General features: G+C 41.1%; 19 protein-coding genes. 4 read left to right on the top strand and 15 right to left on the bottom strand.

Annotated features, from left to right (window positions below):
* Nucleotides 1-321: 321 nt before the first annotated feature.
* Together SYJ56_RS16720 and scpA are read left to right on the top strand one after the other, a co-directional pair.
* Nucleotides 322-1,728 carry a methylmalonyl-CoA mutase family protein gene (locus SYJ56_RS16720; RefSeq protein ID WP_323836049.1) on the top strand — a complete coding sequence of 469 codons (1,407 nt, stop codon included), beginning with the start codon at nucleotides 322-324 and terminating at the stop codon, nucleotides 1,726-1,728.
* Nucleotides 1,725-3,845, top strand: coding sequence for a methylmalonyl-CoA mutase (scpA, locus tag SYJ56_RS16715; protein WP_323836047.1), 2,121 nt, complete (start codon nucleotides 1,725-1,727; stop codon nucleotides 3,843-3,845). The genes SYJ56_RS16720 and scpA overlap by 4 nt, the downstream gene beginning before the upstream one ends.
* A gap of 11 nt (nucleotides 3,846-3,856) precedes the next feature.
* Here the strand turns inward: scpA and SYJ56_RS16710 are convergent, their stop codons facing one another.
* Nucleotides 3,857-4,321: an RES family NAD+ phosphorylase gene (locus SYJ56_RS16710; RefSeq protein WP_323836045.1), complete on the bottom strand. Its 465-nt coding sequence runs from the start codon at nucleotides 4,319-4,321 to the stop codon at nucleotides 3,857-3,859.
* A complete protein-coding gene (gene parS / locus SYJ56_RS16705) occupies nucleotides 4,318-4,746 on the bottom strand; it encodes a type II RES/Xre toxin-antitoxin system antitoxin (protein ID WP_323836043.1) in 429 nt (142 codons plus the stop codon). Before parS ends, SYJ56_RS16710 begins: the two co-directional genes overlap by 4 nt.
* Nucleotides 4,747-4,844: 98 nt before the next feature.
* Here parS and SYJ56_RS16700 point away from each other — a divergent pair, with 98 nt between their 5' ends.
* Entirely contained in the window at nucleotides 4,845-6,188 is a 1,344-nt protein-coding gene (locus SYJ56_RS16700) for an AGE family epimerase/isomerase (protein WP_323836041.1), read from the top strand.
* A 27-nt stretch (nucleotides 6,189-6,215) separates the two neighbouring features.
* Nucleotides 6,216-8,114 carry a TIGR00341 family protein gene (locus SYJ56_RS16695; RefSeq protein WP_323836039.1) on the top strand — a complete coding sequence of 633 codons (1,899 nt, stop codon included), beginning with the start codon at nucleotides 6,216-6,218 and terminating at the stop codon, nucleotides 8,112-8,114.
* 4 nt (nucleotides 8,115-8,118) lie between these two features.
* On the opposite strand, the gene SYJ56_RS16690 is transcribed toward SYJ56_RS16695, so the two are convergent.
* From SYJ56_RS16690 to SYJ56_RS16630, 13 genes are all read right to left on the bottom strand, one after another.
* Nucleotides 8,119-8,865, bottom strand: a complete 747-nt coding sequence (locus SYJ56_RS16690; RefSeq protein WP_323836037.1) for a Dph6-related ATP pyrophosphatase — start codon at nucleotides 8,863-8,865, stop codon at nucleotides 8,119-8,121.
* A 144-nt stretch (nucleotides 8,866-9,009) separates the two neighbouring features.
* Nucleotides 9,010-9,360, bottom strand: a complete 351-nt coding sequence (locus SYJ56_RS16685) for a hypothetical protein (RefSeq protein WP_323836035.1) — start codon at nucleotides 9,358-9,360, stop codon at nucleotides 9,010-9,012.
* Between the two features lie 140 nt (nucleotides 9,361-9,500).
* Complete coding sequence (locus SYJ56_RS16680; protein WP_323836033.1) at nucleotides 9,501-11,039, bottom strand: M20/M25/M40 family metallo-hydrolase; 1,539 nt, start codon at nucleotides 11,037-11,039, stop codon at nucleotides 9,501-9,503.
* A gap of 249 nt (nucleotides 11,040-11,288) precedes the next feature.
* Nucleotides 11,289-11,735, bottom strand: coding sequence for an SgcJ/EcaC family oxidoreductase (locus tag SYJ56_RS16675; protein ID WP_323836031.1), 447 nt, complete (start codon nucleotides 11,733-11,735; stop codon nucleotides 11,289-11,291).
* 228 nt (nucleotides 11,736-11,963) lie between these two features.
* Complete coding sequence (locus tag SYJ56_RS16670; RefSeq protein WP_323829861.1) at nucleotides 11,964-12,284, bottom strand: 2Fe-2S iron-sulfur cluster-binding protein; 321 nt, start codon at nucleotides 12,282-12,284, stop codon at nucleotides 11,964-11,966.
* A gap of 15 nt (nucleotides 12,285-12,299) precedes the next feature.
* Nucleotides 12,300-13,304, bottom strand: a complete 1,005-nt coding sequence (locus SYJ56_RS16665; protein ID WP_323836029.1) for an NAD(P)/FAD-dependent oxidoreductase — start codon at nucleotides 13,302-13,304, stop codon at nucleotides 12,300-12,302.
* Between the two features lie 54 nt (nucleotides 13,305-13,358).
* Nucleotides 13,359-13,811, bottom strand: a complete 453-nt coding sequence (locus SYJ56_RS16660; protein ID WP_323836027.1) for a MarR family winged helix-turn-helix transcriptional regulator — start codon at nucleotides 13,809-13,811, stop codon at nucleotides 13,359-13,361.
* Nucleotides 13,812-14,028: 217 nt separating this feature from the next.
* The gene (locus SYJ56_RS16655) at nucleotides 14,029-15,291 is read right to left on the bottom strand and encodes a replication-associated recombination protein A (protein WP_323836025.1); all 1,263 of its coding nucleotides are present in this window, start codon (nucleotides 15,289-15,291) and stop codon (nucleotides 14,029-14,031) included.
* Between the two features lie 90 nt (nucleotides 15,292-15,381).
* Nucleotides 15,382-16,395 carry a threonine aldolase family protein gene (locus SYJ56_RS16650; RefSeq protein WP_323836023.1) on the bottom strand — a complete coding sequence of 338 codons (1,014 nt, stop codon included), beginning with the start codon at nucleotides 16,393-16,395 and terminating at the stop codon, nucleotides 15,382-15,384.
* Entirely contained in the window at nucleotides 16,385-17,347 is a 963-nt protein-coding gene (locus SYJ56_RS16645; RefSeq protein WP_323836021.1) for a glycerophosphodiester phosphodiesterase family protein, read from the bottom strand. Before SYJ56_RS16645 ends, SYJ56_RS16650 begins: the two co-directional genes overlap by 11 nt.
* Entirely contained in the window at nucleotides 17,340-17,798 is a 459-nt protein-coding gene (locus SYJ56_RS16640; protein ID WP_323836019.1) for a DUF2721 domain-containing protein, read from the bottom strand. Before SYJ56_RS16640 ends, SYJ56_RS16645 begins: the two co-directional genes overlap by 8 nt.
* A 106-nt stretch (nucleotides 17,799-17,904) precedes the next feature.
* Nucleotides 17,905-18,729 (bottom strand): anti-sigma factor, encoded by an 825-nt coding sequence (locus SYJ56_RS16635; RefSeq protein ID WP_323836017.1) that lies wholly within the window; start codon nucleotides 18,727-18,729, stop codon nucleotides 17,905-17,907.
* Nucleotides 18,729-19,262, bottom strand: coding sequence for an RNA polymerase sigma factor (locus tag SYJ56_RS16630; RefSeq protein WP_323836015.1), 534 nt, complete (start codon nucleotides 19,260-19,262; stop codon nucleotides 18,729-18,731). Before SYJ56_RS16630 ends, SYJ56_RS16635 begins: the two co-directional genes overlap by 1 nt.
* Nucleotides 19,263-19,336 lie beyond the last annotated feature (74 nt).

Here is a 19,336-nt window from a genome sequence, read left to right as displayed (position 1 = left end):
ATTTCTTCTTGAAAATTTAAGTTTTTAGACAACTCTCATTTTCTGACCAAATAAAATTTGGCCACCAAATCCTTTTCAGTTTTACCGAATCATGATAGCGTGAATAAGTGCTTTTTTTGATTAATAATAGCAAGTATTCTAGTTTTCAATAGCTAACCAGAATGATAAAACAAATCGGAATATTAAACTGATTCATGAAGAATCTTGATTTCCCCCTCATTTCCCTAATTTTGATAAAGGCCATTTTGCTACGCAACTACTAATCAAGAAATAGTTTTTCATCGCAGAAATTCGGATTCAGTAAAATTATAAACCCAGCTAATGACAAATCAAGACTTTTATACATTTCCTCCTTCCAGCAAAGAAGACTGGATAGATCAGGTAAAAAGAGAACTAAAAGGGAAAGATTTTGAAGACACACTTACTTCCAAGCTTTGGGAGAAAATCACAATTCAGCCTTTCTATACATCAGAAGATCTAAATGCCCCCACTTCCGGATATAAATTCCACCAAGACTCTAAAATCCCTGGAATGTCTCCTCGAATCTGGAATAACCTAGTCTCTATTTTTCCAGAAAATGAAAAGGTAACAAACGAGGAAATCCTATTTACACTTCAAAACGGTGCAGACGGGCTAATCCTGCATTTGGAAGGAACAGAAAATTTAAATCAGCTTCTGAAAGCTGTTCACACAGAATTTTTATCAACCTGCTTTTTACCTACTGGAGAAACTGTCCAATTTTTTCGTTTGATCCAAGAATGGATTGAATCTTCTAGCCTGAAACCAAGTATGTTGAGCGGAGCTATCTTGTGGAATCCATGCGATGAGTTATTTCACAATGGAAAAAATTTCGACTTGGGAATTGACCAAGCAGCTCAGGCTATAAATGAGTTCAAGGAGTTCAGAGATTTTTATCCTATGACTATCGACTTATCGCGTTACGCAAACTCTGGCGCTACTGGAATCCAAGAACTGACTTACGGATTAGGTGAAGTGATTGAGTTGATCGACAAGCTTTCAAAAAAAGCAATTTCGCCTACTCAGGTATTTGAAAATTTAGCTTTTCATACAGCAATAGGAGATTCTCACTTTGCGGAAATAGCAAAAACAAAAGCTTTGCGTAAGCTGATCCTCGAGCTAGCATCTAATTACGGGGTGCAAATCAAAATGGAGGACATATATATTATTACCTCCACCAGCACTTGGAGCAAATCACTTTTAGATAAAAACACCAACCTCATCCGCCAGACTTATGAGGCAATGGCAGGAATCCTTGGCGGAGCAAATTCACTTTGGGCAAATCCTGCCGAAGGGAAAAATGCTTCAGCTTTGGAAAAGAGAATAGCGAGAAATATTTCATCTATTTTAAAGGAAGAAAGTTACTTGGATAAGGTGATGGATCCGGCAGCAGGGTCATTTTACTTGGAAAAACTTCAACAGGAAATTGAAATTTCCGTGATCTCAAGCCTTCAGAAATTGGAAGAAAAAGGAGGCTGGCTGTATAGCTTTGAAGAACGCACGCTGCATGCAGAAATTCGAAATTCACGAGAAACTGCCCAGAAGAAAGTATTGTCAGAATCCAATATAAAAGTTGGCGCAAATAAATACCTCACAAATGGCGAGCTGGAAAACCATCAGCCTTTTGAACCATTAAACGAAAAAGAGTACGAGTTGCTTCCAAGCCGGTCGACATACTTTGTAGAACAAAATAAACTGAGCAACGCATGAGACCAGACTTGAAAAATTGGAAATCCTCGGAAATTCAGCCTGCGCAATCTGGGAACCAAACCAACTGGGAGGCTCCAGAACAGATTTCTATACCATCAACTTTCGATCCTAAGCAGATCGGAATGCTCTCTCATGTAAATTACGCGGCGGGGATCCCTCCCTATTTACGCGGCCCATACAGCACCATGTATCGCATGCGTCCTTGGACTATCCGTCAGTATGCAGGATTTTCTACAGCTGAAGAGTCTAATGCTTTTTATAGAAAAAATCTTGCAGGAGGGCAAAAAGGTCTTTCGGTGGCTTTTGATCTAGCTACTCATCGAGGGTATGATTCTGATCACCCTCGAGTAGTCGGTGATGTGGGGAAAGCCGGAGTGGCAATAGATTCTGTCGAAGATATGAAGTTGCTTTTTGACCAGATTCCTTTGGATCAAATGTCTGTATCCATGACAATGAACGGCGCCGTTATTCCAATTTTAGCTTTTTACATAGTCGCTGCCGAAGAGCAAGGTGTGAATCCGGAACAACTCAGCGGAACAATACAGAATGATATCCTGAAGGAATTCATGGTACGCAACACCTATATCTATCCGCCGCAGCCATCAATGAGAATTATCGCAGATATATTCAAATTCACTTCTGAGCGCATGCCACAGTTTAACTCCATTTCTATTTCTGGCTATCACATGCAAGAAGCCGGAGCCACAGCAGATATTGAATTGGCTTATACACTTGCTGATGGATTAGAATACTTGAAAACAGGGGTAAAAGCTGGCTTGGATATAGATAATTTCGCGCCGAGGCTATCATTCTTCTGGGGTATAGGGATGAATTACTTTATGGAAATCGCCAAAATGCGGGCCGCCCGCTTGCTGTGGGCAAAAATCGTCAAACAGTTCAATCCAAAATCTGATAAATCACTTGCACTTCGTACCCACTGCCAGACTTCTGGCTGGTCATTGACCGAGCAAGATCCATATAACAATGTGACTAGAACTGCCGTCGAAGCCTTTGCAGCAGCAATGGGCCATACCCAATCACTTCACACCAATTCCTTAGATGAAGCGATAGCTTTACCTACAGACTTTTCTGCAAGAATTGCCAGAAACACCCAATTGGTTATGCAGGAAGAAACAGGTATTACAGCGGTGGTTGACCCATGGGGAGGTTCACATTACCTGGAGTTTTTGACAGATCAGTTAGTACAGCGCGCTTGGGCATTGATAGAGGAAGTGGAAAAACTTGGCGGAATGGCAAAAGCGATAGAAGCAGGCTTGCCTAAACTCAGAATTGAAGAAGCAGCCGCCAAGAAGCAAGCTCGAATTGACAGTGGCCGGGACATTATCGTAGGTGTAAATCGCTATGAGGTGGATGAAGAATCTGAAATTGAAGTTCGGGACGTGGATAATCAAGCCGTCCGGGAATCACAAATTGTGAGACTGAAAAAAGTGAAAGAGTCCAGAAATCGGAATGAATTGGATACCAGTCTGGAAACTCTGACGAAAGCAGCGAAATCAGGTGAAGGAAATCTACTTGAACTAGCGATTGATGCAGCTAGAAAAAGAGCTACTTTGGGAGAAATCTCAGATGCTATGGAGGAGGCCTTTGGTCGCCATCAAGCACAAACCAAATCTATTACTGGAGTATATGCAGCAGAAGTGAAAAATCAAGACTCATTTAAAAAAGCAATTGCGCTTTCCGACGAGTTTGCCGAATTGGAAGGTCGCCGTCCGAGAATCATGGTAGCCAAAATGGGACAAGATGGTCACGACCGAGGCGCAAAAATCATCGCTACTGGCTTTGCCGATATGGGTTTTGATGTGGACATCGGCCCGCTTTTCCAGACACCGGAAGAAGTGGCTCAGCAAGCCATAGAGAATGATGTACATATTGTCGGCGCTTCCTCTTTGGCCGCAGGACACAAGACATTGGTTCCACAATTGATCTATGCATTGAAAGAATTGGGGAGACCGGATATCATGGTGGTAGCCGGTGGAGTAATTCCTTCTAAAGATTATCAGTTTCTTAAGGATACCGGGGTATTTGCGGTTTTCGGTCCAGGCACTGTTCTTTCAGAAGCAGCAATTGAAATCTTGGAAAAGTTGATTGAGGAATGATCTCCAAAGTTTTATTTCACAAACAGGCGGACATCAAATTCAAATGGATTAATTGAAGTGATTGCTACCTCTTTAAATCGTGGGTGAGCTGGGTTGATCAAAAAGTTGAACTCTCCCTGAACTACCACGGAAGGTACTTTGAATACCAAGAACTTATTCTCAGAGAGAAACTTATCTCCAATCTCTTGACTGGCATGTGAATGAGGAATTGATTTCCAATCATTAGGCAATTCGGTAATTTCAATTTCCTTCAAAGAAATAATTTCGTCCGGAATAGTAATCTCCACAATTTCATAATCTCTCGGAATATTACCCAAAGGTGTGTGGACTGCGATTTCAGCTGTACAAAGTGCTCTTGATTGGCTGGTGTACAGCACAGCCTTTCCTTTACTGTTCCATCTTCCGCCTGCTAATTCTGCTCCTTTGCCTGATAAATCTTGGGAGAACTTACTTTTACTAAGACGAAAAACTTTCATGCCAAGACTCCATATTCAATTCTAGTCAGCTCATCTTTCAAAAGAGTAATCCCAAAACTGCTGTCCAAATAGGATTTTGGCTCTAAGTCTCCCAAAGCCAAGCATGGTGTTTCAAGCCAATTCTGAAATTTTGACTTGTTACCGAATACTTCCACTCCTCTCTTTTGAAGTAATGCTATTTCGATTATCTTTTCTGATTGTAAAGAATCAAATGACTTTTTTTCTTTATGGTAGCGTTGCATAGTACGCTCAGAGATGTGTAAAAATTCTGACCATTCTGAAGAAGAAAATGCACTCTTTGAAGCAAATTTGTCAAATTCTTCAAATGAAACACCTTGCCTCACCAGTGAAATTATGTTGTTGATAAACAAGTCATCAGTAGTAATATAGGCTACTTCTGGATCGAAAATGGCATATTGAGTCATCGCGCATCAGTTAAATTAATACAACTGTCATAAATATAACGACAAATGTCCAATATAGTTCAATGTAATCCAATTTTTTTCAAAAAAATAAATTCTCAATGTCAATAAGATTCTCTTATATTTTATTGTTGCCGCTATTCTTTGGGTGTGCACCTTCAGAAAAAAAAGATAAAGCAATTCTAGCCGACCAGATGGAAAAGCATCTCAAAACTGAAGTATTGGGCAAATGGTATCCTAATTCAATGGATACCACAGATGGCGGCTTTCTGAGCAATTTCTCTTACGATTTCCAACCTGGAGAGAAGCAAGAAAAGATGATTGTAACTCAATCACGCCACGTATGGACGAATGCAAAAGCTTCACTAAAGTATCCTGAAATTGATTATTACAAAGAAGGAGCAAAACATGGTTATGCCTTTTTAAGGGATAAAATGTGGGATTCAGAGAATGGTGGTTTTTATTGGTTGGTGGACAAACAAGGAAATCAGATCGGAAATCCTATGAAAACAGCCTATGGGAATGCCTTTGGGATCTTTGCGCTAGCCGCATGTTATGATGCTTCACAAAACGAACCAGCCTTAGACCTAGCCAAAAAAGCATTTAACTGGCTCGATACCCATGCTCATGACTCCATAAATGGAGGATATTATCAGCACTTAAATCCTGATGGTTCCCCAATTTTCAGGACTGCCTCTACCCCATCCACCTCCGACTTGGGCTATAAAGATCAGAACAGTTCCATTCATTTGCTGGAAGCTTTCACAGAACTCTATCTGGTCTGGCCAGATCCTCTAGTTAAGGAGCGCTTGGAAGAAATGCTGCTACTCATCAGAGATCAAATCGTGACTGAAAAAGGCTACTTAACCCTATTTCTTCACCCGGATTGGACACCTGTGAGTTTCGTGGATTCGACTGAGGAAGTTATTCTAAATCATCATCAATTGGATCATGTGTCATTTGGTCATGATGTAGAAACCGGCTTTTTGATGATAGAAGCATCTGAGACTTTAGGTTTGGAAAATGACAGTATCACTCATACTATCGCCAAAAAAATGATCGATCATGCTTTGGAAAATGGCTGGGATCAAAGCGTTGGTGGTTTTTATGATGAGGGTTATTATTTCAAAGATGGTTTTCGGATTACCCACGATACTAAAAACTGGTGGGCGCAAGCTGAAGGAATGAATGCACTTCTACTAATGGCTGAGCTATATCCAAATGATCCACAGGATTATTATAAGAAGTTTCTAAAACTATGGGAGTATTGCAATGCTTATTTAATCGATCATGAAAATGGAGATTGGTACTCTGGAGGACTGGATAAACAACCAGAATTAAAAACTGTGGGTAAAGGAAATATCTGGAAAGGAATCTACCACCATTATAGATCTTTAGATCACTGCATAAAACGATTGAGAGAAATGAGCGCGCATACTGAATGAAACTCATAGCAGTTTTGAAAACCTAAAATGAAGAAAATCACTTTTGTCTATGATCCAGAAACGAAGCAGGAAAAGCTCGAGGAGCTGATCGAAAGGTTGGATCCCAAACCTGATAACCATATTTCATATTCTGAACTTAACATAAATGACTTTTCATCAAAAGATTGGCTCGCATGTTCCTTGCCGGATATTCTGCTAAAAGAACTTTTTGAACAACTAAAAGATAGCGAAGTCAACCTAGGGCTTCTCCCCCATCCGAAAATGGATCAGGGGAAGAAAGGCTTTGGTATAAATACCATTTTCGAGAAAGCATGGGAAGAAATTCAGGTGGCGAAAGAAGCCCCAAAAATTGACCTGATGCTAGTTAATGAGCAATTGGCTTTCAATTCCTTGGTCATTGGAACATCTCTAAGTATACTTTACTCCAACTCCGTAAGCAATTTTTTTGAGGGTGTAAAAGCGAGATTCAGCCAGCTAACCAAGCTTTTCCGTAAGGTAAAACTCAAGCCTTACACTATCACCTATAAAAATGGCAGCAACGAAGAAAAAAAATTAGAAACTGCTGCTATGGGAATTATAGCAGTTCCCCATTGTGAAAGCAACCTTATTTTCCGCAGGGTAATCCAGGAATCAGGGCTCGATGATGGACGAATTCACGTATTGATACTAGCGCCAAAAAGCCTGTTTTCTCTCATTCAGTTTGGACTTCAGAATTTATTTTTCCCGATAAAGGGCGGTACACTTCCAAGTTTCGTCGGGTATATATCTACCAGTGAAGTGTTTATTACCTCATCAGAAACTATCCAGTTTGCATTAGACGGGGAGGAAAATGAGGAAAAAGATTTAACCATCAATCTAGTAGAAGAAAGGATCAAACTGCTCCCAGGAGCCTCTTTAATAGATGCCGGAGAAAAAGGTGGTCCAACTGAAATAAATGCCAGTTTATTACCAACCGGAAGACTTAAGGAAGAACTTCTTCATTCCTATCTGCCTTGGGTACGTCATGCCACTTCAGACGAGTTCAAAGAGCTATTTTCCTTATTGAGAAAAAATTCGCAGACAACTTCCACTTATTTAGTCTTGATGGCCTTGTCCACCATGATAGCGACCTTTGGCCTCTTTGGGGATTCAGCTCCAGTGGTGATTGGTGCGATGATTTTGGCCCCTTTGATGGGCCCTATTATTTCTTTGGCTATGGGCGCACTTCGCCAGGATGCCTTATTAATAAAAAATAGCATGATCACGATTTTCTGGGGGATTATCTTAGGTCTGATTTTTTCAATCCTCATTACTTTGATCACGCCGTTAGAAATATTGAACAACCAGATAACCGCAAGAATACGCCCTAATTTGCTTGATCTGGGGATAGCCATAGCGTCCGGAATAGCAGGAGCTTATGCCTACTCCAAAGAAGAGATCTCCAAAACACTTGCTGGAGTTGCTATTTCAGTTGCGTTGGTACCACCATTGGCAGTAGCCGGTATCGGAATAGGATGGGTTGATTGGAATGTCTTTTGGGGAGCTATGCTTTTGCTGGGGACAAACCTGGCAGGAATCGTAATGGCTGCTTCGTTAACTTTCCTCCTACTTGGATTCACTCCATTCAGACTTGCCAAAAGAGGCTTGCTGATTAGCTTGGGGATTTCAATCATTATAGCATTGCCTCTAGGATTGAGTTTCAACGAAATGGTAAAAGAAAATAACATTATCCAAAACCTCAGCGGTAAAGAAATACCCCATGGCCTACTTCGGGAAGTTAAAGTAATTCAAATGCAACCTTTAAAATTATCCGTAACTATTCTCTCTGAAAAGGCTCTGGATGAGCAGGATTTCTTAGAAATCAGAAAAGAAATCGAAGCAGAAATTGATCAGGAAATTGCACTTGAATTAACCTTGGGTGTGAGAATGGGAGATATTGAAAAGTAATTTTCTACAAAGGAATTAAATCACAGTACCAAAATCCATAGTGCGTTGGATCTTCTTTTTCCTTAGAAAAACACTGATCAGCATCATCTTCAGTTTTGGGTGCTTCATACTTTCTGAGAACAACCTCACCCTTTTCAAAATTTATAGGTTTACTGAAAATTGGTCCATCATACACAAACGTATGGAACTCTCCATTTTCTCCACAGGGATCAACATTGGCAGGAAGATCTTTCAGAAAATCTTCGTCAATTACCCGTCCTACAAAACTTTTGTCCAAGTATTTCTCATTCACGCAGGTAGTGATGGTTTTAAATCCCAAGTCCAAAAACTCTTGGATCAGTAGATCTGTAGGTTGCTTCCAAAGAGGAAATACACCTGTTAAATCTAGCTCAGCCAATTTATTCTCGCGATAGGTTCTCAGGTCTTCCAGAAAAATGTCCCCAAAAACAGAGGCTGTTATTCCTTCTTTTTTCAATTCAGAAAGCATATTTCGCATAGTTTCTTCATAGACTGTCATTGACGGCATATCAGGAACCTCCATTTTCACTAAGGGAATCCCGATTTGTTCAGTCTGAGCTTCCAATAAATCTACCCGTACTCCATGCATAGAAATCCGCTGATATTTCTGACTGATACTAGTAAGCAGACAGGCAATTTCAACTTCTTGCGACTGCTGTAATTTGTATAAAGTAAGCGCAGAATCTTTGCCACCACTCCAATTGAAAAGTGCTTTTGGTTTTTTATTTGTCATTTAAAAATTCGAATACCAAGCCAAAAGTAGATAGAACTGACTAAGCCACCAATTCAAACTTACAAGCTTATACAAAGTCTTAGTTAAAACACCCTAATTTGGCATTTTAAATGCCAAATTAGGGTGAACAAGGGAAGAAAGCTCTTACTCTTTTACTCGGGTAAGTTTCATTTCTCCTCGCTGGGATTTTACTGTAATTTCATCCTTAGAAATAAGTTCACCCGTATGGGAAACAGTCATATCCTGAATGGCGAAGTCATAACTGAATTTATTCCCTTCTATCTTACCATTTTCTATTGGAATCTCGCCCATCTGGCTCGCAACTGTTCCGGTTAAAACTTCCTTATCAGCTTTATAGTTAAACGTTAGTTCCATTTCACCTTGTGGGCCGGATAAAGTAGCTTTCCACTTTCCTGTGATGTCGCTTTGTGCATAAGCAGTCATACTGGCCATCATTAGGACAAAGCAAAACATTGATAATTTCTTGAAATTCATGATTTTAAGGTTTAGGTTAGTGTTAATTAGTTATGAAATTAAATCAGCAAAATTTAAACGTAAATTCTCTGATTTAATTAATTGATTGAATAAAAAGGACACGGAATTCACCATGTCCCTTTTATTGAGTTTGTGAGTATTTACTCTACTTTTCTTAATTCCTTTCTAGGAAGCATTTCTTCTCTTTGTGCAGTATTATATACAAAGGAAGCGATGACAACTGCCATCTGTTTCAAGTCATCTAGTTCCAAACGCTCAAATGTATCCATGTTGGTATGGTGGGTACGCGTGCGGTATTCAATGGGATCTTGGATAAACTGGAATCCAGGGATACTCAAGGCATCAAAACTCTGATGATCCGTACCACCTGTGTTGCTGATTGTAATGGTGCGATCTTCTACGATATCATCCAGCGGTGCAAACCATTCATTAAAAATAGGTTGAACAGCGGCATTCCCCTGCAAGTAAATCCCACGAACTTTTCCTGTTCCATTGTCAATATTGTAATATGCGGAAATCTTTTCGTGTTCAGGCTTTAATTCCATCGTTTCTCTATCACCAAAATGGTTCTTTACATAGCCTCTAGAACCATGTAAGCCCTGCTCCTCTCCACCCCAAAGCGCAATACGAACTGTTCTCTTTGGCTGTAAACCAGTTGCTTTTAGAATCCTTACAGCTTCCATCATCACAATACAACCAGCCGCATTATCGGTCGCACCAGTTGCTCCATGCCAGGAATCCAGGTGTCCGCCCAGCATTACAACTTCAGATTTAAGCGTAGGGTCAGAGCCGGGAATCTCTGCAATCACATTGTAGCCTTGCAGATCTTCATTTCTATACCGAGTCTCAACTTCTGCTTCTACCTCCACTTCAACTCCATTTTCACTCAATCTTGCCATAAGGTTCACGTTTTCCGGAGCAGTTTCCAATTCTGGAATACCTTCTGGAGTATCTTTTAGATATCCCCTAGGACTGCTGGTAAAAAGAGTTCCATGACGACCATTTACTCCTTTGATGATCAGCGCAACCCCTTCCTCTGCCATGAATTCATTTACTTTCTGCCCTAAAGCTCTTGCTGCTCTGAACTGCTCAAGCATTTCCGGAGTATAGCTAGAATTCCCACCTCCTCGTGGTGCCGGATGCTCCATCCCATGCAATTGCTCAACGGTATATCTCACTGCGTCCTGCTCAAAAGTTGGTTCTTGGGTGCCTGTAGGCTTGATCGCAACAATAGCTCCTTTGAGTTTGCCTTCGTATTTGGCGAAGTCTTCTTCAGTTTTGATGTCTAAAAAAACAACTTTACCGCTTACCTCACCCTTGGTACTTTCTGTCCAAGCCTTTGGAATGGCAATGAATGGCATATAGTAAGGCTTTGTCATTGCTATGTAGCTTTTTTCCATTTCCCAGCCACGTCCAAACTCACCCCAAGGTTCTGCAGCAGCATTTTCCAAACCCCATTCTGACAACTGCTTGATAGCATATTCAGTAGCCCGTTCATAGCCTTCTGAATTGCTAAGTCTCGGGCCTGCTTTATCCACCAGTTGAAATGCAATTTCTTCTACTTTGGAATTTTCTAAGCCTTCTTTTTTGATTTTCTCAATTGCCTCAAGATCTACTTCTTGGGCAAAAGCCATCCCGGCTAAAAGCAACGCCGGCAGGATAAATAATTTTCTCTTCATAATATTGGGATTCTGTATCGCTCAAAATGAGATAAAAGTGTGTTTAAAATTAATCTTTCGGATGAATTTAAGCCAAAAAACAAAATCATTTTTGCTATTCATGTAAAAATACGTTTACTCGACACTCCACATTTTAAAAGACATTGAGGTTTTCTAAACAAATCAGGACAAACCGCCTAATTACTGTTAATTGCGCCGGTCAACCAGCCCAATTAACGTTTTCGTCATAAGTAGTTATATCTTTTGTTCTTAATTCCCCGCTGGCAGCATATTGCGAATGGCTGAAATTCTCCATTCCTCAGACTCAGCCACCACCACAAAAGTGCTCCACATTTTACGGACTGTCCCGCTCGTATTTTTGATTTCATATCGAGCATCCACAATAGCCGCATCGGGATTGATAAACCGAATTGACTCAACTTTAAGTGTTCTTTCGCCAGGATTTGAGTTAGAACTCTCCATCATCCCCTTAACTGCTGATGCAATTCCCTTGCGCCATTCCCCAGAAGAAACGAGCTGATCGATATCTTCAGTTAAGATCTTCTTCAGTAATACAGTATCTTTAGTATCCCGAGTTTTCGAATACGAATTGATCAGATTAATGATTTCTTGGGATTCCTCTTTTGTATCCAGAGGGTTCTGTCCAAAGGCTGTAGAACTGATTAGGAGAAAGAAAAGGAAGAGAAAGGTTTTCATAAAGTTTAGTCTTGGCGATCAGATCCTTTTAATTTGAAGTAATTTACACTTTTTCCCTAAAAACAATTACTGAGCTAGTCTCGCTTTCCAAGTAAATCGAACTAAGTCCAGCTTCTAGAGAAACAAGACAACTTCGACCTTCGCGGACTCCTTTGCGGTTAAAAACATCATGTACAAAAAAGCCACCCATTGCTGAGTGGCTTTAAGAATATTTAAGGTGGTAATTCCTTACTGATCTTCTCCTCGTAACTTAAGCACTGCACCCTCCAATACATCACCAATTCGGATTTGACATGCCAATCTGGAAGTTGGGAAGTATTCAGGCATGGTTTCCAGCTGATCCAATTCAGGATCGGTGGCTTCACCAAGTTCATCCTTGCCTTCCAGCACTTCTATGTGACAAGTGCCACAAAGTGCCATACCGCCACAGGTAGCCAAAATTGGATATTCGTACGCCTTGAGGATTTCCATCAGGTTAAAGCCCATATCATCCGGGGCTTCACATTCTTGACGATTTCCTTCTTGATCTTCTACAGTGAAATTAACCATGCCGCAAAAATAGAATTAAAATGAATTTACACCATTAACAGTCGTGTATTTGAAGCTTAATTTTTGATCAGGGTACACATATTTAAAGGCAGAGTGCATCATTATCGCAGCTTCATGGAATCCACAAAGAATCAGTTTCAATTTGCCCGGATAAGTATTGATATCTCCAATCGCATAGATCCGGTCAACTCCGGTTGAGTAATCGCGGGTATCTACTTCAATCGCATTTTTATCAATGCTTAATCCCCAATCCGCAATTGGACCTAATTTAGGGCTCAGCCCAAATAAAGGAATCAGATAATCTGCCTCTAGTTTTATTTCAATTTTGGATTTATCCACAAAAGTCACTGAATCGAGTTTCCCATTGCCTCCAAGTTCTTTCAGGTTAGCAGAAAGGATCAAGTCAATTTTTCCATTATTGGCCAGATCAAACACTTTGGCAGCTGAATCAGGGGCTCCACGGAATGTTTCATTTCGGTGAACCAATGTTACTCTTTTAGCCACTTTCGAAAGGAAAATAGTCCAATCCAGTGCAGAATCTCCTCCACCCGCAAGAATCACATTCTTATCACGGAAGGTTTCAGGATTCTTCACCATGTAGGTCACTCCCTTGCCTTCAAAAAGCTCCAGATTCTCCACGACAGGCTTTCTAGGTTCGAAACAACCCAAGCCCCCGGCAATAACAATCACCTTCGCGTGTACATGGGTTTTGTCGCTTGTAGTCACGATAAAGGATCCATCTTCTTGCTTGTCCAGGTGATCTACACGCTCACCCAATGTGAACGTAGGAGAAAACGGCTTGGCCTGCTCCATAAGATTGTCCACCAAATCCTGCGCATTTACTTCCGGGTAACCTGGAATATCATAAATGGGCTTCTGGGGATAAATCTCCGAAAGCTGACCACCCACCTGAGGCAGGGCATCGATGAGGTGACAGCGCATTTTCAGCAAACCAGCTTCGAACACTGCAAATAGGCCTACTGGGCCGGCTCCGATAATACAAAGGTCTGTATGGATCATGGTGTATGAAAATTTGGGGTGCTTCCCCGGTTAAAAATCTTCTTTTATTTTAAACTATTTATGATCAAGTGATTCTCCATCAAGATTTTGGTAAATCGTATTGAGAATCCGCTTAAATTCTTCGAAATCATGGGGACTCAAATTCTCCCATGCTTTCTCTCTGATATGATGTATTTCTGGTCTCAAAGAAGTGACTTTTGATACACCCGTCTCTGTCAAATGCAATTGGAAACTTCTCCTATCCTGAGGATGCGGTACCCGCTCCACGTATCCTTTTTTGCAGAGCAAATCAATGATACGGGTAAGCGTAGGATGGTCTTTAAAGACCAAGTTTGCCAATTCCGTCTGACTTAGTACATCGTTTTCTGACAGATTCTTCAGTACCAACCACTGATCCACAGTCACATCAAAATCACCTGATTTGAACTGTTGCTGAGCATATTGCTTCACTTTTCGGGCTGTGCGGTCCAATAGAAATGAATACTTAGAATATTGCTCTTGTGTCATACCAATAGTTAGTGTGACAAATATATAAAAAATCTAACTGGAGAAAACAATTCTCTATTATTTTTATGGGGTTTGTAGGTTTATGAGATCAATGTTAAATAAACCAGAGAGTTGAGAATTCTAAAAACTTCAACATTCATCATTTCGCCTTCATCATTCTCTATTCACCAATTTGAAAATTGACAATTGAAAAATTAGGCATTTGACAGCCTACCCTTTAATACCCGTACTTCCCTTGCCACTTAGAACTTAAATATTTTCTCAACTCATTTTCCCTTGCGTTTTCTCCAGGGTCGTACAGCTTCATTTCTTTGATTTCATCAGGCAAAAACTCCTGATTCACAAAATTACCCGGAAAATCATGGGAATATTTATAGGCTTTGCCATAGTTCAAATCCTTCATCAGTTTCGTCGGAGCATTGCGTAGATGAAGCGGAACGGACAAATCGCCCTTTTCCCGAACTAGGGCCTGAGCCTGATTAATTGCCATGTAGGCTGCATTACTTTTCGGTGAACTCGCCAAATAAGTCACGCACTGCGAAAGAATAATCCTGGATTCTGGATATCCTATGATTTTGACCGCCTCGAAGCAATTCGTAGCCAAAAGCAAAGCGTTGGGATTGGCATTCCCAATATCCTCAGAAGCCAAAATCACCAAGCGTCTCGCTATAAACTTCACATCCTCTCCCCCTTCGATCATCCGTGCGAGCCAGTACACTGCGGCATTCGGATCCGAACCACGGATGGATTTGATAAAAGCTGAAATGATATCGTAGTGCTGCTCTCCTGACTTGTCGTAGAGGGCCACTTTCTGCTGCGCGATCTGCATCACTTTTTCGTCGGTGATCACACAGGGATTTTCGTTGATCCCATCAATCACAATTTCCAGCAAATTCAGCAGCTTTCGTCCATCACCTCCAGAAATCCTCAAAAGCGCATCAGTCTCCTTAAGCTCTACTTTGACTTTTTTCAACTCAACATCCTTCTCCAAAGCCTGATGAACCATAGCCTCAAGCTCAGCTTTGCCCAGTGAATTCAACGTAAAGACCTGACATCTCGAAAGTAATGCAGCATTGACTTCAAAAGACGGATTCTCTGTAGTGGCTCCTATCAGTCGTATAACACCCTTTTCCACAGCACCCAGAAGTGCATCCTGTTGAGATTTGTTGAAGCGGTGAATCTCATCGATAAAAAGCACCACACCCTGCTGAAACTTAGCTTTCTCAATCACCTCCCTGATATCTTTTACTCCAGAACTGATCGCACTCAGGGTATAAAAGGGTGCTTTAATTTCATTTGCTATGATATTGGCAATGGTCGTTTTTCCCACTCCAGGAGGTCCCCAAAGAATAAGTGAAGGCACATTGCCGGATTTTATTGCTTTGAAAAGAAATGAGTTGGGTGAAGACAAATGTTCTTGTCCAATCAGATCTTCCAATCGCATTGGGCGCATTCGTTCAGCAAGAGGGGTATTGTTCATTCTTCGGAGTATAAATTCATCGAGCAAGATACAGAGAAAAGAAAAAAGGCCTCAATAGGCCTTTCATTAATGACAAAAAATGTCTGGAAACTATAGCTCTGAAATTCCCCTGCCAAACTCCTCCAATTGATCATCATCAAAGTCTAAATGAGTCACAAATCGGACAAGCTCCTCTCCAAATTTGACAGCTTTGATATCATTTTCCGCCAATTTTTTCAAAAATTCTTCTGGTAAAACACCCTCCAATCTAGCAATTACAATATTCGTGGCAACCGGAAAAACTTCAGAAACATACGGCAGTTTCAAGAGCATTTCTCTCAAAGCCTTAGCCCTAGCGTGATCTTCGGTCAGTCGCTGCACATGATTATCCAATGCATAAATCCCGGCTGCAGCCAAAAACCCAACCTGTCTCATTCCCCCGCCCCATACTTTTCTGACTTTCTTGGCTCGCTTGATATCCGATTTTGAACCTAAAAGCAAGGAACCCGCAGGACAGCCCAAGCCCTTACTCAAACAGATAGAAATTGTATCGAACTGGGCGCCCCAGTCCGACGGGCTTTCTCTTGTCTCCACCAACGCGTTGAAAAGTCTAGCTCCATCTAAGTGTAATTTCAAACCATTTGCGTTGCAAACTTCTCTTATCGGCTCGATTTCCTCCAGCCTGTAAATACTTCCTCCGCCTTTATTCATCGTATTTTCAAGAGAAACCAAGGTCGTTTCCGGAGCATGAATATCATCCGGATTGATTGCAGCTTTTACCTGATCAGCAGTGATTTTACCAGAATCCCCATCAAGGAGCTTCACAGATGCGAGGGAATTTGACATGATTCCACCACCTTCATAGAGGTAGATATGGGAATATTTATGGCAAATAACTTCCGTCTGAATCCGTGTATGAAGACGGATTGCAATCTGATTGGTCATGGTGCCTGAAGGACAAAAAATCGCTGCTTCCATACCAAAGAGGTTTGCAGCTTTCTCCTCTAGTGCATTCACTGTAGGATCTTCACCAAAAACATCATCTCCCACTGCGGCAGCAAACATTGCTTCCTTCATCCCCACAGTTGGTCGGGTGACAGTATCACTTCTTAGGTCAATAATCATTTTTAAAATACTTGGATTTAGAACTTTGTGATGGTACCAAAGTCTTGATAGCAGCAGCTGCTTCTATCGGTCTATCTGTTGCCAAAATGTCAGCTCCTTTCTGCACAAAACTCGCATACAATTGATCTCCGCGGGCAATGGCACTTTTGTCTAAGTTACCAAGTGTACCCAAAATGGCAAACACACCCTTTTTGTGTAAGGCTAGATTGAAATCCTGTGGACGCTCCGCTACTCCCGTAAAAGCAATCACACGGGTCCATGGAATCCCCGTTTCCTCCAAGCGCTGGATTTCTTCCATATTGCGAATAGTGACTGATAGCATCAGTTCAGGAGCCATGTTATGCAGCTTTTTGGCTGCGGGGAAAGAATAGGTAATCAACGCTGTATGTGCTTCGGATTCAGTTTCCCTAACTGCCTCTATGATTTTCTCATAAGGAACTGATTTCTTGATATCGACCGTCAAAAGCGCTTTCCCCTTTGACCAAATCAAAGCTTCTTCCAAAGTTGGGACTTTGAAATCTGTGAGCCCCCCTTCTTCATCCTTCAGAAATAGTCGTTGAATTTCTTCATAAGTCATTTCACTTACAAGGCCTTTTCCGGTAGTTGTTCGGTCAAGTTTATCATCATGCATCAGCACCAAAACACTGTCTTTGGTCATCGCAACATCCAGTTCGATGATCGTTGGAGTGTACTTTACTACATTGGCAAAAGTCTCGATAGCATTCTCAGGAAACCCGGGATAGGGACCTCCACGATGTGCCGACACCATTGGTATACGATCCGAACTCCAGGTATAAAAATCCCGCGCTTCTTCTACACTTTCAAGTTGGATATGATTTTCAGTCGCTTCAACCGTAGATTCAAAAGCAAGAACTTCCTGTTGTTCTACTGGTTTCTGACTACATGCACCAACTACTAAGAGCAGAAACGGAAACCACAAAATCTTACTCATCATCTTTCTTTGGGTCTTTTTTGAAAATGAAATCAAGGCCACTGCTTCGCTTTCTGAATATTTCCTCCATGTCAGCCAATTCCAGATTCAATGCCTTGGTAGATATCTGGATTTCTACCAATGACAAACCAAGTGAGATGAGCAGGGACAACATACTCCCCACAAACACCCAATTGGCTGCCTCAGTAATCCCACGAAACAGCAAATACATACAAATCACACATAATAAAAAACTAAAAACTCCAAACAGCTGCATGTTTTTGATAAGTGTGAGCCGTCTCCTGAGATTATGGATTTGCTCTACGATAATACCTTCATCCGGCGTTTCAATAAACTTCTTGTGTAGACCACGAATCAGATTGGCAATAGCCAAAAAGCGGTTTGTATAGGCTAACATCAATAAAGTGATCGCCGAAAAAAGCAAGGCTGGGGTTGAAAGTTGGAGTTCCATAGGTGAACATTGGTAGCTTAAAGATGCTTCTATTTCCTGGAAATGAAAAAGCCTGCTCCTTTCAGAACAGGCAATTTTAAATTATACAATTTACAATTTTAAATTTCTAAGCCACTTCTCCCAGGACAACCAACTTTTCCATTGTAGGTGCTTTGGATCCACCTTTGGGCTCGATGGTGATAGCAAAAGCTCCTGCCTGTGCCACGGCTTCCATTTGCTGCAAAGTCAGTTTCTCGGCTGAATTTACCAGACCGATTCCCACTGGCCCATCATCTCCAATCGCCCAAAGCTGGTAATCAAACTCCTCACTCAGGTCATTCAGATTATTCACAGCCACAAATACTTCCTGTGCATTTTGATCCCAGAAGACATCTACTTTAGCATCCTTCTGCATATCAAAACCCTCGCCTCTCATTTCTACACGCTTTAAGTTACCAGCAATGATCTTTTCAAGTTGAGAATCCTTCTGATCGTATTCTTGCTTCACCTGATTCAGATTATCAGCCATTACGCTTTGATCTTGAAGAAAGGCAGTGAATTGATCGTTTCTTTCCTGATATTTATCAGCATAATAGAATGCTGCTCCTGAAGCTACAATTGCGGTAATGGATGCTGCGATTGCAAAAGGTTTCCATGGGCTACTAATCGGTACCACTTTAGTATCAGCTGGTACTCCAGTTGATTTTGGTGCCTCATTAAGAATAAAATCATTTTCAAGGGTAGAGAAAATCTTATCCTTCACATCCTGAGGCGGAGATGCTCCAGTCATGTGATCAAAGGCGAACATAGTCTCCTCTAGTTCATCCAATTCTTGTTGGATCTCGGGATGCGTTTTAGCCAGGCTCAATACCTCCTCACGCTCTCGCTCCGTAAGCTCTCCCAAAAGGAAAAGCTCCAATTTACCTGACGATATGTAAGATTGAATATTCACTAGATTCTTGCTACATTTTTTTTCAACACTTGTATTGCCGCTCTCACCCTAGACTTGACAGTTCCGAGAGGTATTTCGAACTCCTCAGAAACCTCCGAATGCGTATATCCTTTAAAATAAATATACTCTACTATAAACTTTTGGTCATCATTTAGCTGAACCAAAAGCTCCTTCACTCCAATTCCATCAATTTCTTCCTGGGTGCCTGACTGGCTTTCCATACCATATACGAAGTCATCAATTGTATTGGTCTTGGTGGATTGTGATATTTCTTTGGAGCGTAGTTTATCTATAGCGGAATTACGACAAATATTAGCCATCCAGGTATATAAACGCCCTTTTGATTCATCGTAACTCTCGATTTTTCTAGTGATTTTGACAAAAGCATCATGAAAAACTTCCTCAGCAATGTCCTTGTCAAAGACTATTCGGGAGATCACTGCAAACAGTGCCTTCGAGTATTTGTCGTACAAATACTCTGTGGTCTTTCTGTCTTTTGCCCTAAGTCCGGCGATGAGTTGTTCTTCCTGCAAAAATCGGTGGTTTGAAAAATTCTTCCTTAAAAGTAAAACACAAGACCAATTGTTTTAGGTCTTGTGTGTTTTAA

It is taken from the genome of Algoriphagus aurantiacus, from assembly GCF_035156405.1.
In the GTDB taxonomy this organism is placed as follows: domain Bacteria; phylum Bacteroidota; class Bacteroidia; order Cytophagales; family Cyclobacteriaceae; genus Algoriphagus; species Algoriphagus aurantiacus.
This window is presented reverse-complemented; position numbering and strand designations above follow the sequence as displayed.